This is a genomic window from Paraburkholderia sp. BCC1884 (assembly GCF_900996225.1).
GTDB lineage: Bacteria > Pseudomonadota > Gammaproteobacteria > Burkholderiales > Burkholderiaceae > Paraburkholderia.
This window is the reverse complement of sequence record NZ_CAAJGL010000123.1, coordinates 45670-59298: the sequence shown is the minus strand read 5'-3', so window position 1 is coordinate 59298 and position 13629 is coordinate 45670. Positions and strand designations below refer to the sequence as shown.

Here is a 13629-nt window from a genome sequence, read left to right as displayed (position 1 = left end):
CGGTCTTTCGAAAACCTCGTTATGTCTTACTCGCCTGACACAGCAAAGACCGATCGGCGCGCAGTGTTCCTTGAGAACGTAGCGGTACGATAGAGGACAGAGGACATGAAAATTCAGTCGGCGGTGATCGCTTTGACCTTACTCCTTGCGAATCTGTCCGCGGCGGCGCAGTCCGGTACCGAGGCGAAAACGCCTGAGGCGCTTGCAAACGCACCCTTCGACAGGAGCTTCCTCGCGGATGATGTTGTCTCCGCTCTTCAGGATCAGCAGGTACTTCAACGAGCGGCACAGGTTTATCTGTGGGCGCTTCCAGCGCTGAGTATGTACGGCATGAAAGAGGGGTCGGAAAAGACATTCGGCGCCGGCTATAACGTTCTGCCGATTTTCAAAGACCGGCTGAATGCGAAAACCCTCATCACGACACCGAATTCGGATGTCATCTACGCGCTCGGCTATCTTGACCTCAAAAAGGACGGACCGATCGTCATAGAGGTCCCGCCAGGACTACAGGGCATTATTGATGATTTCTGGCAGCGGCCGATTTGCTCGGAGGGCAAGATCAACGGCAAAGCCTGGTGCGGCGATGTTGGCTTGCCGGGTCCCGACAAGGGCAAAGGCGCGAAGTATCTCCTGCTTCCACCCGATTACAAGGGAAATGTTCCCAACGGGTACATGACATTCCGGTCGCGAACTTACGGTGTGTTCGTATTCTGGCGCGGCTTTTTCAAGGACCCGAAACAGCTCGACGGCCCGGTGAAGGTCATGGAGCAGACGAAGATTTATCCGCTGGGCAAGAAGAGCAGCGCGAAGCCGATGGAGTTTCCAAACGCCTCTGCGAAGCCAGCCAACATGCTCTACCCGCAGGATGGTACGGCGTTCGATATGCTCAACCGGTTCATTCAATACGAGACGGTTGAGCCAGCGGACATGGAAATGCGCGGACTGGCCGCCTCCATCGGGATTGAAAAAGGGAAGGAGTTCAAGCCGGACGAAAAGACGCGAAAGCTCCTCGACATGGGAGCGAAGACCGCATTTCGCTTTGGTCACACGCTGACCTACACCGGTGTGAAATATTATTCCGATCGACAATGGCTGAATCCGTTTCCAGGCGGCAGTCCAACCTTTTCGGGTGAGTCGGCAAATCAGGTAGATTTTCGAACCGGCTATTTCATTTACGCCTATGCGACCAGCCCCGGCATGGCCGTCACAATGGAAAATGCCGGATCAAAGTATCCCAACGCGTTCCGGGATTCGAAAGGCGATTTCCTGTTCGGTGGCAACAGCTACAAGCTGACCTTGCCCAAGGACATTCCTGCGGCCAACTTCTGGTCGCTGACGTTGTATGACCCGATCACCGGGTCAGGCCTCGACAATGGACAACCTTTTCCATCGTTGAGTTCGATGGATAAACCGGTTACCAATCCGGACGGAACCACGGACATTTATGTGGGACCTACGTCGCCGGGCGAGGGCAAAAACTGGATGAGGACCCTGCCAGACAAGGGATTCTTTGCCATCCTGAGACTGTATTCCCCCAAAAAGGCATTCATGGACCAAACGTGGAGGCCTGGAGATTTCGAGAAGCTGAATTAAGCGACGTCTCGCGTAATGAAACGCGTACCCGCAATCGCGGGGCTGCTCAGACTTGCGGATGCTCATTGTCGAACGGATCCACCTGGTCCGGATGATCTCGGAGGAGCTGGAGGTGCATTACCGCGAGCTGGAGCAAATGGTAGGTCCAGAGGTCGTGGAGCGCGCTTACAGGACGGTCGACGACCTGCTGACGGGCCTTGAGTGACAGGAACGCTTGAAGAGGCCACAGACACGCACAGTATCAGCGTGTTCATCTCAGCGCTGGCTGCGGCGCAGGCGGGACATTGGCGCGGCGTGCCGCAGGCACCGTGTACAGCAGTACCACCATGCCGATGGTCAGCAACACTGAGATCACGGCCAGTCCGACATAGATGCTGCCCGTATAGGTTTTGAGCAAGCCGACCAGTGACGGACTGAGCGCGCCGCCGAGTGCACCGATGGCGGTGATCGTGGCAATCCCGGCGGCGGCTGCGCCGCCGTCAAGGTAGGCGGTCGGAATGGTCCAGAAAATGCTGAGCGCGGCGTAAATACAGATCGACGCCACAATGAGCAGTGCCACGGTGAACGGGACGCTATGCGACGCAAGCGGGAGTAACAGGAAGCTGGCCGCCACGGCGAAACCGCAGCCGGCTACGTGCCAGCGCCGCTCCATGCGCCGATCGGAACTGTGGCCGATGACGACGATCCCGACAGCCGTGCACACGGAGATCGCGCCGCTCAGCCAGCCGATGTTGCTGATCTGCTGCACTCCGACCTGGCGCAGCAGGGTAGGGATCCAGAAACCGATCGCATTCAGGCCCATAAACACGCAGAAGTAGATCCCCGACATCAGATAGGTGCGCCCACTGCATAGCACGTCGCGCAACCGTGCGGGAGGTGCCTCGAGTTCGCTATGGCGTTTGCGGTCGGCTGCGAGCGCGGCTTCGATATGGTTCTTTTCAGAGATTGTGAGCCAGCCTGCGTTGGCGGGCCGGTCATCGAGGTAGAACATCGCCATGACACCGAGCGCGATAGCCGGCACGCCTTCGATAAGGAATAGCCATTGCCATCCGCGCAGACCCAGCGCGTCGTGCAAATGGCTCATGATCCAGCCCGACATCGGTCCGCCAATCACTCCGGCGAGTGGCACCGCCATGATGAACAGACTGGTGATGCGTCCGCGCCGCTGGTCTGGAAACCAGTAGGTCAGGTACAGGATGATGCCAGGGAAGAACCCAGCTTCGGCAGCGCCCAACAGGAAGCGCAGCACATAGAGCATGGTGGCGCTCTGCACGAACATCAGCAGCACGGTCAGGCAGCCCCACAGCACCATGATGCGCAGCAAGGTCTTGCGTACGCCGATGCGCGCGAGCAACAGATTGCTGGGCAGCTCGAACACCACGTAGCCAATGAAAAACATGCCCGCCGCAAAACCGAATACCGCGTCATTGAGCTTCAGGTCCTGCAGGAATTGCAGCTTCGCAAAGCCGATGTTGACGCGATCGATAAAATTGACGACGTAACAGATGAACAGAAAGGGGATGATACGCCGTGCAATCTTCCTGTAAATGACATGCTCTTGCGAGTCGGCTGACGGATCCTGCATGGCGTCTCCAGACGGGCTGGTGGCCAGCCCATTGAGGTTAGGAATTCTTATTGTTCTGTTTTGACCGGTGCCACTTACCATTCGCCAAAGAACACGCCCCAGTCCTTGTGGCTATCGGTTTTGCTTTCGACGCTCGGGTTATCCACCGTCACGCGCTGCTTGAGCGTACCGTACCACTCCGCAAGCTTCGCGTGCATTCGCACGCGTACACCTTCATAGGCAGGGTCGGCGCCGAGATCGACGTACTCGTCCGGATCGGCGGCGAGGTCGAACAGTTGCGGCCGGTAGCCGAGCCAGCACACGTACTTCCACTGTGTGTCGCGCACCATCCAGCCACGGCACTCATCCGGGCGACGGCCAAGCGTCAGACGCGCACCACGGAAGCTGTAATCTAGCTCCGAAACGACGTAGTCGCGCCAGCCATGAACCGCTCCCGTATCACCCCGCGTGAGCGGCAGGACAGACGAACCTTCGATGCGCTCTTCGTATGCCGGTAGCCCAAGCGCGTCGAGTACGGTCGGGACGACGTCGATACCCGACATGAAACGCTCTTCGGCCGTGCCACGCGTGGCATCGGCTAGCGGCGACGGGTCGTAGACGATCATCGGCACACGCTGCACGGTATCGTAGAACTGTTCTTTCTCGCCGAGCCAGTGATCGCCGAGAAAATCTCCGTGATCGGCGGTGAAGATGATCAAGGTATCCTGCCAGCGGTCCAGCCGTTCGAGCGTGCTCCAAAGACGGCCCAGGTGGTCGTCGATCTGCTGGATCAAACCCTGATAGACCGGCCGCACTGTGTTTGAAACTTCTTCCCTTGAGAAATTCATGCTCTCTTCGTGGGAGCGGTACGCGGCGACCATGGGATGCGCATTGTCGAGTTCCGATTGACGTCTAGCCAGCGGCAGGCACTGGTCGAGCGAATACATGTTGTGGTACGGGCGTGGCGCGACATACGGCCAGTGCGGCTTGACGTACGAAAGGTGCAATGTCCACGGCTCGTCGCCTTGCTGCTCGATGTAGCGGATCGCCTGGTCGGTCATGTAAGCGGTCTCGGAATGCGGCTCCGCCACGCGTGCCGGCCAGTGGACGTTGCGCATCTTCCATCCGGACTGGATGGCACCGGTGTCGTCTTCGACGCCGATGACGAAATCGCTCCATGGCGTGTCGCTGACGTAGCCGTGCTGTCTCAGGAACGCCGGATAGCCGCTTTCCTTGCCCGGTTCATGGTGGCCGTCGTAGCGATCCAGTTCAAGGAAAGACCCGGTCGAGAGCCGCAGGCCGAGTGCGCTCGCGCGGGCGATTTCAAGGCGTTGCATGCCGTTCGCATCGACCTGAACGTGCGTCTTGCCAGCCAGCGCGAGTGTGCGCTTATGACTTAACAGATACTCGCCGAGCGTAATCTCGCCGATCGACAGGGGCACACGGTTCCAGTTCGCACCATGGCTGCTCATGGTCCGGCCGGTGTAATACGACATTCGCGAAGGGCCGCACACGCCCGATGTCACAAACGCATTGTCGAAACGCACCCCGCGCGCGGCCAGCGCGTCAATGTTGCGGGTGCGTAAGTAGGGATGTCCGTAGCAGCCGAGGTGATCCCGGCGAAGCTGGTCGCACATGATGAATAGAACGTTGCGGGTTGCTGCCATTTGAATACCGTCTGCGCGCGTGAGGCCCGATTGCCTTTACAGCCGGATGTTAGAGAAGGCTCTGACGATTGACCTAATCAAACGTGTGTGCGGCTGCACAATTGCTGGCAGGTGGCTGGCGCTTGTCGAACGGCTGCGCGGCGCCATAATGAGGTATCGACCATCTTTCACACGATCTCACCGTGACGCACCCGAAACCTACTCCCGAGGCGCCCGCCGCATCCGCGCTGAAAAATCCCGGCAACATCGACGAATTTTTGCTGTACCGGCTTCACAATCTGGCGCGAGTCGCCGTGCACGGCGTCGGCTTGATGTTTCGTCGCGAAATCGGCATTAGCCGGCGCGACTGGCGAATCCTTGCATTTGTAGGCCGATACCCGGATATGAGTCTCACGCGACTTGCCGAACTCGCGGCCTTGGACACGGTGGTGGCGAGCCGCTGCGTTGCACATCTGGTCAAGGGCGGACTGATTGCCAACGCCCGTCTGCCGTCGAACAAACGCATCACGGTGCTGACGCTCACCCATGCTGGGCGGATCGCTTACGAGCGGGCACGCGCCAGCGGGCAGCAGTACAACATCGAATTCATGGAAGGTCTGAGCGACGAGGAAGCTGGGTTGCTTGACGGTTTGCTTACGCGACTCGAGCAGCGAGCGGAGGAGTTGACTCAACGGGAGATCCGCAAGAGCGGTAGCGCGTCGGACGATGACATCGAGTAAGGCTCAGCGAGTATGCGGCGAGCGACGCAAGCGCTCTCACCGTACTCAGCCTCCTCTGAGGCCCTGTCCAATCTTCGCGTACGAAACCAGCATCGACGTGAATGCAGCGGCGAGCGGAGATAGCGGTGGGTGGGCTCGATGAACGATGCAGACGGTGTAGACCTTCTGCTGTTCGCGGATCGGAATGCGTGTCAGGCCCTCACGCATCAGGCTGTGCGTGAGCACGGTTTGCGGCAGCGGGGCGAGCAGATCGGTGCGTGTGATCAGCGACAGGGTATCGAACAACGAATCGCACACGACAGCGACATTCGGCTGGCCGAGACCGGCCTCGGCGAACAGATCCAGGATGCTGCTGCCGGGGGCGCCAAGGCTGTCTGCCACCCCGGTGATCACCCACTCACAGTGCAACAGATCGGTGATTGAGCGGCTGTTGGCGTGCGGGTGGCCGCGCCTCCCGACGACGCACGGCTCCGTCGGAAATAGCGGGACGGTATGCAGGCCAGCGGCGTCGAATGGCTCCGGCACCGGCGTGATGGCAACATCGAGTTGCCCCGATCTTACCGCCGGCAACAGCGAATGCGACAAGCCGTGCGTGACGTGGAGCCGGGCGAGCGGATAGCGGCGGCGGAACTCGGGCAACACAGCCGGCACCAGGTGAATCGACGGCGCGGGGGACACGCCGACATCGACTTCACCCGCTTCGTCGCCGCGCAACTGGTTCAGATCAGCCTCGGCACGGTCGCATTCGCGCAGGATGACGGCCGCGTGCTCGAGCAGGCGCTCGCCGAATGCGGTGAGCGCGACGCCGCGCGATGTACGAACGAACAGCGACGCCTGCACTGATGCTTCCAGCTTTGCCACGCTCTTGGTCAGGCCCGCCTGCGACACGCCGAGCGCGCGCGCTGCCGCGCGCACCCCGCCCCGGTTCACGATCGCAGTGAAATCGCGCAATTGCTGAAGCGTCATATCGCTATTCCTTTGAGCCTGAGTGATCGCCAAAGGAAATCATGATAGCTAAAAACGGCTTACATGGTTATCTCCAACGTGACACGATGCAGCCAGATCGAAACCCGCGTAGTCGGGACACGCCGCACTTACCTGCGAAATTCGGAAGCATCCCAGAGGAGGTTGGAGACATGCAGGAGCTACTCAAATACCGTCATGTGATCTTTGCGTCGACGATCGGCAATGTGCTGGAGTGGTACGACTTCATTGCGTTCGGCTATCTGATGGGCGTGATCTCGCGTCATTTTTTCCCGGCGGGCGCGGGTATGTCGGCCACGCTGCTGACGGCGGCAACGTTTGGCGTCTCGTTCGTGGCGCGGCCGCTCGGTGGCATTTTGCTGGGTGTCTATGCCGACCGCGTGGGACGCAAGGCTGCGCTGATGCTGGTCATCGTGATGATGACTGTGGCCACCGCGTTGATCGGCTTTGCGCCGACCTATGCCCAGGTCGGTGCGGTTGCGACCGTCATCGTGGTACTCGCACGCATTCTGCAAGGCATCTCGGCGGGCGGCGAATTCGGCAGTGCTACGGCGATGCTGGTCGAATATGCGCCCGCGCACCAGAAGGGATTGTTCGGCAGCTTCCAGATGTTTGCGCAGGCAGTGGCCGGCGTCCTCGCATCGCTCGCCGGCGTGCTGATCACGGAAGGACTGACACCGACGCAACTGGAATCATGGGGATGGCGTCTGCCGTTTCTGTTCGGTTTGCTGATCGGGCCTATCGGGCTTTACATGCGCGCTCGCGTGGCCGAACCCGAGCTATTTCGCACGACGCAAGAGCGTGAGCCGGGGTTGCCGTTCGGGCAACTGCTGTGCGGCTACTGGCGCGAAATCGTGATCGCGAGTGGGCTGGTGGCGGGTACCACGATCATGCAGTTCGTCTTCAATATCTATATGCCGACCTACGCGGTGCAGTACCTGCAAATGCCACCTGCCACACCGTTCATGGTGATTGCGGTGTCAGGCGTAGTGCGGATTCTGGCATGCCCTGCATTCGGTGCGCTGTCTGATCGAGTGGGGCGCAAGAGCGTCCTCGCGTGGGGTTTTGTGTTCAGTCTGCTGGCTGTCTGGCCATGCTTCGCATGCCTTAAGGCTTCGCCGACCCTGGTCACATTGCTGACCATCGAGTTGCTGTTCGGCGTATTGGGTGCGGCGGTGCTCGGCCCGTTGTCCACCGCGCTGGCCGAGATGTTCCCGGTGCGTGGGCGCTCCAGCGGCCTGTCGGTCAGCTACAACCTGTCAACTACCATTTTTGGCGGTTTCACGCCGCTCATCGTGACGTGGCTGATCATCGCCACCGGTGACCGGATGGCCCCCGCGTATTACGTGATTTTCGGCGTCGTGCTTGGCCTTGCTGCTGCGCTGGCATTGCCGGGCGGGGCCTCTCCCCGCCATGCGACGCCAGACGCGCCACTGCGCGGTTGATGCAGAACCTGCAGCGGATCTCATTTTCTCTTTCTTGAAAGGAAACAACTCCATGAACATGACAGGCGGACAAGCGCTCGTGCAGCAACTGGTGCGTGAGGGCGTCACGGACATTTTCGGCATTCCCGGTGTGCAGCTCGACTGGGCCGTGGAAGCACTGCGCCAGCAAAGCGATCACATTCGTTACTGGGTGCCGCGTCACGAACAGGCCACCGCATATATGGCCGACGGCTATGCGCGTACGACTGGGCGCATTGGCGTGAGCATGGTCGTGCCGGGTCCAGGGCTTCTCAATGCAATGGCAGGCCTGTCGACCGCGTACGCGTGCAACTCGCGGGTACTGGCGATCAGCGGCAATATCCATTCAAGCGGAGTGGGGCGCGGCTATGGGCTCCTGCACGAAATCCCAAACCAGACCCAAGTGCTGGCCAGCGTGACGAAATGGCAAGGCAGTGCATCTGCGCCCCAAGCTATCCCGGGCCTCGTGCGCGAGGCGGTCAAGCAATTGCGCAGTGGTCGGCCGCGCCCGGTTGGCATTGAAATCTCGCATGACCTACTCAGTGCGAGCGCCGACATCGCGCTGATCGATCCCCCTGCGAACGAGGATGAGGCGGGTCGTGTGCGACCCGATCCTGCCGCCATCGCCGAAGCCGCGGCACTTCTTGAGCGTGCGCGCTTCCCCGTGATTTACGCGGGCGGCGGCGTGCTGGCCGCCGGCGCGAGCGACGCGCTGCGCCGCTGTGCGGAGAAATTGCAGGTCCCAGTGGTACTCGACGATAACGCGCACGGCGCGCTGTCGAGCCGCCATCCTCTTGCGCTGAACACGCTCGGCGGCCGTGCTGTGTTTGCGCATGCAGATGTCGTGCTGGTGGTCGGCAGCCGCTTTCTCGACATCATGACGCCGGCGCCGTCCTGGCCCGGCGCCGGCATTCGCTACATCTATATGAATGCCGACGTTGCCGATTGGTCGACGCCGCGCGCGCCGGGTCTCGGCGTTCACGCCGATGCGCGGCTCGGGCTCGAGGCACTGTGCGATGAACTGAGCGGCACACGGCGCACGCCGCCGGCCGACCTCGCACTTGTGCGAGCGTGGGCGCAGCGCCAGGCCGACGAGATCGAACCGCAAAGCGCTTATACGCGCGCCTTGCGCAATGCGATTCCCGACGACGGCATCCTCGTCAACGAGTTGACCCAGGTCGGCTATTTTGCGCGGCTGATGTACCCGGTCTACCAGCCGGGCACGTTCATCACGCCGGGCTATCAGGGCACGCTCGGGTACGGCTTTGCAACGGCACTGGGGGCGGCCGCCGGCAACCCTGGGCGTGCGGTGGTCAGCATCAATGGCGATGGCGGCTTCGGCTGGAACATGCAGGAACTGGCGACAGCGCGCAAATATGGCGTGGGCCTCGTCACGGTGGTGTTCAACGACGGTCATTTCGGCAATGTCCGTACGATCCAGAAACAGACCTTCGGCGAAAACATTGCGGTCGAACTGTGCAACCCTCATTTCGACCGGCTTGCCGCCGCGTTCGATCTGGACTTTGAACGCGTGACCAATCCGCAGCAACTCGAGGGAGCGGTACGCAACGCCATCGCGGCGCGCGCGCCGGTCGTGATCGAAGCCCAGGTCGGCGAGATGCCGAGCCCGTGGCATCTGTTCCGCCTCAAGGCGCCACTCAAGCTGGCTAGCCGTGAAGCACCGCCCAATCCGCTCGGCGAACCGGCCAAAGCGGCATAAGGGGAACAGTATGGAAATCTTCGACCGGTTTTACTGCGATGGCCGCTGGGTCCCTGCAACGGGGCGCGACAGGCTTGCCGCTTTTAACCCGTGTACCGAGCTTCAATCTGCTGAGGTTGCCGTGTGCACTGCGGCCGATGTGAATGAGGCGGTTGCCGCGGCGTGGCGCGCGTTCGATGGCTGGTCAGTCGTGCCGGTCGCCGAACGCCGCGCCTTGCTGGGCCGCGTGCGCGACGGTATCGCGCAACAGGCTGAAGGCTTCGCCGATGACCTCGTCAAGGACATAGGCGCGCCGCTCTGGGTGTCCCGGCAGATGCAAGTGCCCATGCCGCTGCGCAACCTTGAACTGATGATCGACGCCATTGGCTCGATGACCTTCGAAACACGCGTCGCGCATTCGCTCGTCGTGCGCGAACCCGTCGGTGTGGTGGCGGCGATCACGCCATGGAATTTCCCCTTGCATCAGGTCGTTGCCAAGGTCGGCGCGGCGCTCGCTGCGGGTTGCACGGTGGTACTCAAGCCGAGCGAGTTAGCCCCGCGTGCCGCCCGGCGTTTCGCCGCGATCGTCGATGAAGCCGGGTTGCCGCCGGGTGTTTTCAATCTGGTTTGGGGGGACGGTCCGGGCACCGGCGCGACGCTGGCGGCGCATCCGGATGTGGACATGGTGAGCTTCACGGGATCGGTCGGCGCCGGACGTGCAGTGGCACATGCTGCGGCCGGTTCCGTGAAAAAAATTGCGCTTGAACTGGGCGGTAAGTCGGCGACGGTCCTGCTCGACGATGCGCGGTTTCCCGACGCGGTGCAGACCGTGCTGCGTCAATGCTTTACGAACAGCGGTCAGATCTGCGCTGCGCAGACCAGGCTCCTCGTGCCGCACGCGAGACTGCCCGAAGTCGAAACCTTGTGCAACCAGTACGCTGCCGACTGGACGGTAGGCGATCCGTCAGACCCGGAGACACGACTGGGGCCGCTCGCCAACCAGCGTCAGTTCGACGCCGTGCAACGCCATATTGCCACTGGGTTTGCACAGGGGGCGCGGCTGGTGGCAGGCGGCGCTGGCCGCCCCGATGGCTGCACGCAGGGCTATTTCGTGCGGCCGACTGTTTTTTCCGGCATCACGCCGGAGATGGCGCTAGCACGTGAGGAGATCTTTGGCCCCGTGCTCGCGGTGATGAGCTACGCGGATGAAGAGGAGGCCGTAGCGTTCGCCAATGGCACGCCATACGGGCTGTCAGGGGGTGTCTGGAGCGCGGACCCGCAGCGTGCGCTCGCCATTGCCAGACGCATGCGCACCGGCCAGGTCGTCGTCAATGGCGCACCACAGAATCTCGCGGCGCCTTTCGGCGGCTACCGGCAATCCGGCATTGGCCGCGAGAACGGGCGCTACGGCGTGGAGGAATTTTTCGAATTCAAGGCAATCCAGGGAGGCTGTACCCATGACTGACACAATCAACCCGACGCTGCGACTGCCAGCACATATTCGCACGTCTAAACCCTATCAACCGGGTAAGCCGATCGAAGCATTGGCGCGAGAAATCGGCGTCGAGCCTCAGGCGATCGTCAAGTTGGCTTCGAACGAAAATCCGCTTGGCATGAGCGACGCAGCGCGCGCTGCCCTGATCGATGCTGGCGCGGAACTGGCGCGCTATCCCGACAACGATTGTCATGTGCTGCTGGACGCACTATCGCGCAAGCTCGACGTACCGGCTACCTGGCTGGTGGCGGGTAACGGCTCGGAATGCGTGCTCGGGCTCGCGGCGACGGCATTTCTGGAACCCGGTCGCCACGCGCTCTATGCGCAATATTCATTTATGGCATTTGTCAACGCCGTGCAGCGCACGGGCGCGGTGCACAAAGTGGTACCGGCACTTGAGTACGGTTGTGATCTGGACGCGATACTTGCCGCGATCGACGACAGTACCGCGCTCGTCTACGTGGCCAATCCCGGCAATCCAACGGGTTCATTCGTGCCGGGCGACGTGCTGGAGCGCTTCATTGCCGCTGTCCCGAGTCACATCCCGGTATTGCTCGACGAGGCGTATTACGAGTATCTGCCGGTCGATGACCACTATGACAGTCTGGCCTGGGTGCGACGCTTTCCCAATCTGATTGTTACGCGTACGTTTTCGAAGGCTTATGGACTGGCGGGGCTGCGGGTGGGATACGGTGTCGCCCAGCCGTCGTTGGCGGCGTTGCTGAATCGAATTCGACCGGCGTTTGTGGTGACCCGACAGGCTGAGTGTGCCGCTGCGGCCGCGCTCGACGACGAGGCGTTCCTCGCGCGGAGTTGCGCTGTGAATCATGCCGGGCTGGCCCAGCTATACGCAGGCTTCGACACCCTGGGGTTAAATTACCTGCGCTCACGCGCGAACTTCGTTCTGGTTCAGGTCGGCGATGCGACGACGGCTAACGCAAGGCTATTGCGTCAGGGCGTGATCGTACGGCCGGTAGGTGTCTATGGTTTGCCGGAATGGTTAAGAATTTCGGTCGGCACTGAAGAGGAAAACGAACGATGTCTGGCGGCACTGGGGGCAGCGTTGGAGAGTTGAAATAGCCGCCACCTGTTCTCGCAGGGGGCGGCGGTTCTGTCGCAGAAGGGAAGCTAATGAAGGACCCGAAAGGTACGAGAAAACACCAGATTCTCCGGCATGGATTTTCGAAACTTATGGAGACCAATAAGACTAAACGTATCGTGCTCTACCTGATGTTCGCGATTTTCGCCGTAATGGATGGAACCGCCGCCCACGCGCAATCAAGCGTGACGCTATACGGCGTCGCTGATGCGAGCTTGCGTTACCTGACTGGAGCGGACAAGAACGACGATGCACAGTTTTTATTGGCAAACGGCGCTATTTCTCAAAGCCGTTGGGGTCTCCATGGGCAAGAGGGTCTGGGCGGCGGGACCTATGCAGTATTTGACCTGCAGAATGGATTCAACATCACCAACGGTACGCTGTCCAGTTCGGGTGTCCTCTTCAACCGGAACGCCTATGTGGGTATCGGAAATCATACGTACGGCTTGCTGAAAATCGGCGAACAGGATAATCCCGTTTTTCAATTGCTTTTCGATGGCTGGGATCCGCTCGCCGTTGGCAATTACTTCCAGAACGAATGGTTGCCGGTCGCCTTGTCCGGCGCGCTGCGCGGTGAGCGAAACATGGCGCTTTATACATTCGACCGCGGTCCGCTCACCGCGCGGGGTTCGTTCAGCCTGGGCGGTGTTGCCGGTGATTTCAATTCCGGCTCGTTGAAGGTGCTGGCGGTTGCATATAATCCGAGCCCGTTTGGCGTAGAGGTAGGCTTTGTGCAAGGGTATAACGCGACGGACTTCGCACAAACAGCCTTTAACGTACAACTCCGATATCGGAGCCAGCCCATTGAGCTTTGGGCGGGCTACTACAACAGCGTGGATCACACGGGGTCGGTCGATGCGTTCCTGATGGGGGCAGACGCGGTTCCCAGCGCATCCAGTCCGCGCAAAGACAATGCATTCGTCGCTGGAGCGGCGTACGCGGTGTCCCCTACGGTCAAGCTCACCGGCGCGGCCTACTACGACAGCATAAGGAACATCGTCGGCACTCCCGGAAGTGCCGGTGAGGGGAAACGCTTCACCTATGTCGCTCTTGCCGAGTATTTCGTGTCGAGGAGCATTACCGTGTATGCCACAGCGGACTACAACCGCGTAACGGGGGCGGCCAGCGACGAAGAGCCCAACGGGCAGAGTCAGTTTGGCGCGGGGACAGGGATCCGCTATCGGTTTTAGGCGCGAGCCGTGGCGCCGTCGCGGGCCGCCTCCGTGTCTGCACAAACGTCACAGCTACTGCGTTTCTCCCGTCAGCGAGTACGCCCGTTGTCGTGAACAATCAAATTGACGCTGGAACCCCAAAATGCCTGCCAACCAACCTCCGAGTTGCTACCC

The 13629-nt window shown here is 60.9% G+C and carries 10 protein-coding genes and 1 pseudogene; 8 read left to right on the top strand and 3 right to left on the bottom strand.

Going from position 1 to position 13629, the window contains the following annotated elements; genetic code table 11:
- The first annotated feature begins 105 nt into the window (after positions 1-105).
- Both FQ705_RS27875 and FQ705_RS27870 read left to right on the top strand, forming a co-directional pair.
- Positions 106-1593 carry a DUF1254 domain-containing protein gene (locus tag FQ705_RS27875; protein WP_144146835.1) on the top strand — a complete coding sequence of 496 codons (1488 nt, stop codon included), beginning with the start codon at positions 106-108 and terminating at the stop codon, positions 1591-1593.
- A 79-nt stretch (positions 1594-1672) separates the two neighbouring features.
- Positions 1673-1798: pseudogene (locus FQ705_RS27870) on the top strand (homoprotocatechuate degradation operon regulator HpaR); the annotation flags it as partial.
- Between the two features lie 45 nt (positions 1799-1843).
- On the opposite strand, the gene FQ705_RS27865 reads toward FQ705_RS27870, so the two are convergent.
- Together FQ705_RS27865 and FQ705_RS27860 are read right to left on the bottom strand one after the other, a co-directional pair.
- Entirely contained in the window at positions 1844-3178 is a 1335-nt protein-coding gene (locus tag FQ705_RS27865; RefSeq protein ID WP_144146832.1) for an MFS transporter, read from the bottom strand.
- Positions 3179-3252: 74 nt separating this feature from the next.
- Positions 3253-4824, bottom strand: a complete 1572-nt coding sequence (locus FQ705_RS27860) for a sulfatase-like hydrolase/transferase (protein ID WP_144146829.1) — start codon at positions 4822-4824, stop codon at positions 3253-3255.
- 182 nt (positions 4825-5006) lie between these two features.
- On the opposite strand from FQ705_RS27860, the gene FQ705_RS27855 reads away from it, so the two are divergent.
- Positions 5007-5543: a MarR family winged helix-turn-helix transcriptional regulator gene (locus FQ705_RS27855; protein WP_260854632.1), complete on the top strand. Its 537-nt coding sequence runs from the start codon at positions 5007-5009 to the stop codon at positions 5541-5543.
- A gap of 45 nt (positions 5544-5588) precedes the next feature.
- Here FQ705_RS27855 and FQ705_RS27850 read toward each other — a convergent pair whose 3' ends face one another.
- Positions 5589-6509: a LysR substrate-binding domain-containing protein gene (locus FQ705_RS27850; protein ID WP_144146826.1), complete on the bottom strand. Its 921-nt coding sequence runs from the start codon at positions 6507-6509 to the stop codon at positions 5589-5591.
- A 170-nt stretch (positions 6510-6679) separates the two neighbouring features.
- Here FQ705_RS27850 and FQ705_RS27845 point away from each other — a divergent pair, with 170 nt between their 5' ends.
- Genes FQ705_RS27845 through FQ705_RS27825 form a run of 5 tightly spaced genes read left to right on the top strand, consistent with a single transcriptional unit; the run spans position 6680 to position 13473 of the window.
- Positions 6680-7972: an MFS transporter gene (locus FQ705_RS27845; RefSeq protein ID WP_144146823.1), complete on the top strand. Its 1293-nt coding sequence runs from the start codon at positions 6680-6682 to the stop codon at positions 7970-7972.
- Positions 7973-8024: 52 nt separating this feature from the next.
- Positions 8025-9710, top strand: coding sequence for a thiamine pyrophosphate-dependent enzyme (locus FQ705_RS27840; RefSeq protein ID WP_144146820.1), 1686 nt, complete (start codon positions 8025-8027; stop codon positions 9708-9710).
- A gap of 10 nt (positions 9711-9720) precedes the next feature.
- Positions 9721-11154 (top strand): aldehyde dehydrogenase family protein, encoded by a 1434-nt coding sequence (locus tag FQ705_RS27835; protein WP_144146817.1) that lies wholly within the window; start codon positions 9721-9723, stop codon positions 11152-11154.
- Positions 11147-12259, top strand: a complete 1113-nt coding sequence (hisC, locus tag FQ705_RS27830; RefSeq protein ID WP_144146814.1) for a histidinol-phosphate transaminase — start codon at positions 11147-11149, stop codon at positions 12257-12259. Before FQ705_RS27835 ends, hisC begins: the two co-directional genes overlap by 8 nt.
- 56 nt (positions 12260-12315) lie before the next feature.
- Positions 12316-13473, top strand: a complete 1158-nt coding sequence (locus tag FQ705_RS27825) for a porin (protein WP_144146811.1) — start codon at positions 12316-12318, stop codon at positions 13471-13473.
- Positions 13474-13629 lie beyond the last annotated feature (156 nt).

Excerpts from the sequence above, each read along its gene's own strand:
- FQ705_RS27875 (WP_144146835.1), top strand. The coding sequence starts at position 106 with ATGAAAATTCAGTCGGCGGTGATCGCTTTGACCTTACTCCTTGCGAAT.
- FQ705_RS27865 (WP_144146832.1), bottom strand. The coding sequence starts at position 3,178 with ATGCAGGATCCGTCAGCCGACTCGCAAGAGCATGTCATTTACAGGAAG.
- FQ705_RS27860 (WP_144146829.1), bottom strand. The coding sequence starts at position 4,824 with ATGGCAGCAACCCGCAACGTTCTATTCATCATGTGCGACCAGCTTCGC.
- FQ705_RS27850 (WP_144146826.1), bottom strand. The coding sequence starts at position 6,509 with ATGACGCTTCAGCAATTGCGCGATTTCACTGCGATCGTGAACCGGGGC.
- FQ705_RS27845 (WP_144146823.1), top strand. The coding sequence starts at position 6,680 with ATGCAGGAGCTACTCAAATACCGTCATGTGATCTTTGCGTCGACGATC.
- FQ705_RS27840 (WP_144146820.1), top strand. The coding sequence starts at position 8,025 with ATGAACATGACAGGCGGACAAGCGCTCGTGCAGCAACTGGTGCGTGAG.
- FQ705_RS27835 (WP_144146817.1), top strand. The coding sequence starts at position 9,721 with ATGGAAATCTTCGACCGGTTTTACTGCGATGGCCGCTGGGTCCCTGCA.
- hisC (WP_144146814.1), top strand. The coding sequence starts at position 11,147 with ATGACTGACACAATCAACCCGACGCTGCGACTGCCAGCACATATTCGC.
- FQ705_RS27825 (WP_144146811.1), top strand. The coding sequence starts at position 12,316 with ATGAAGGACCCGAAAGGTACGAGAAAACACCAGATTCTCCGGCATGGA.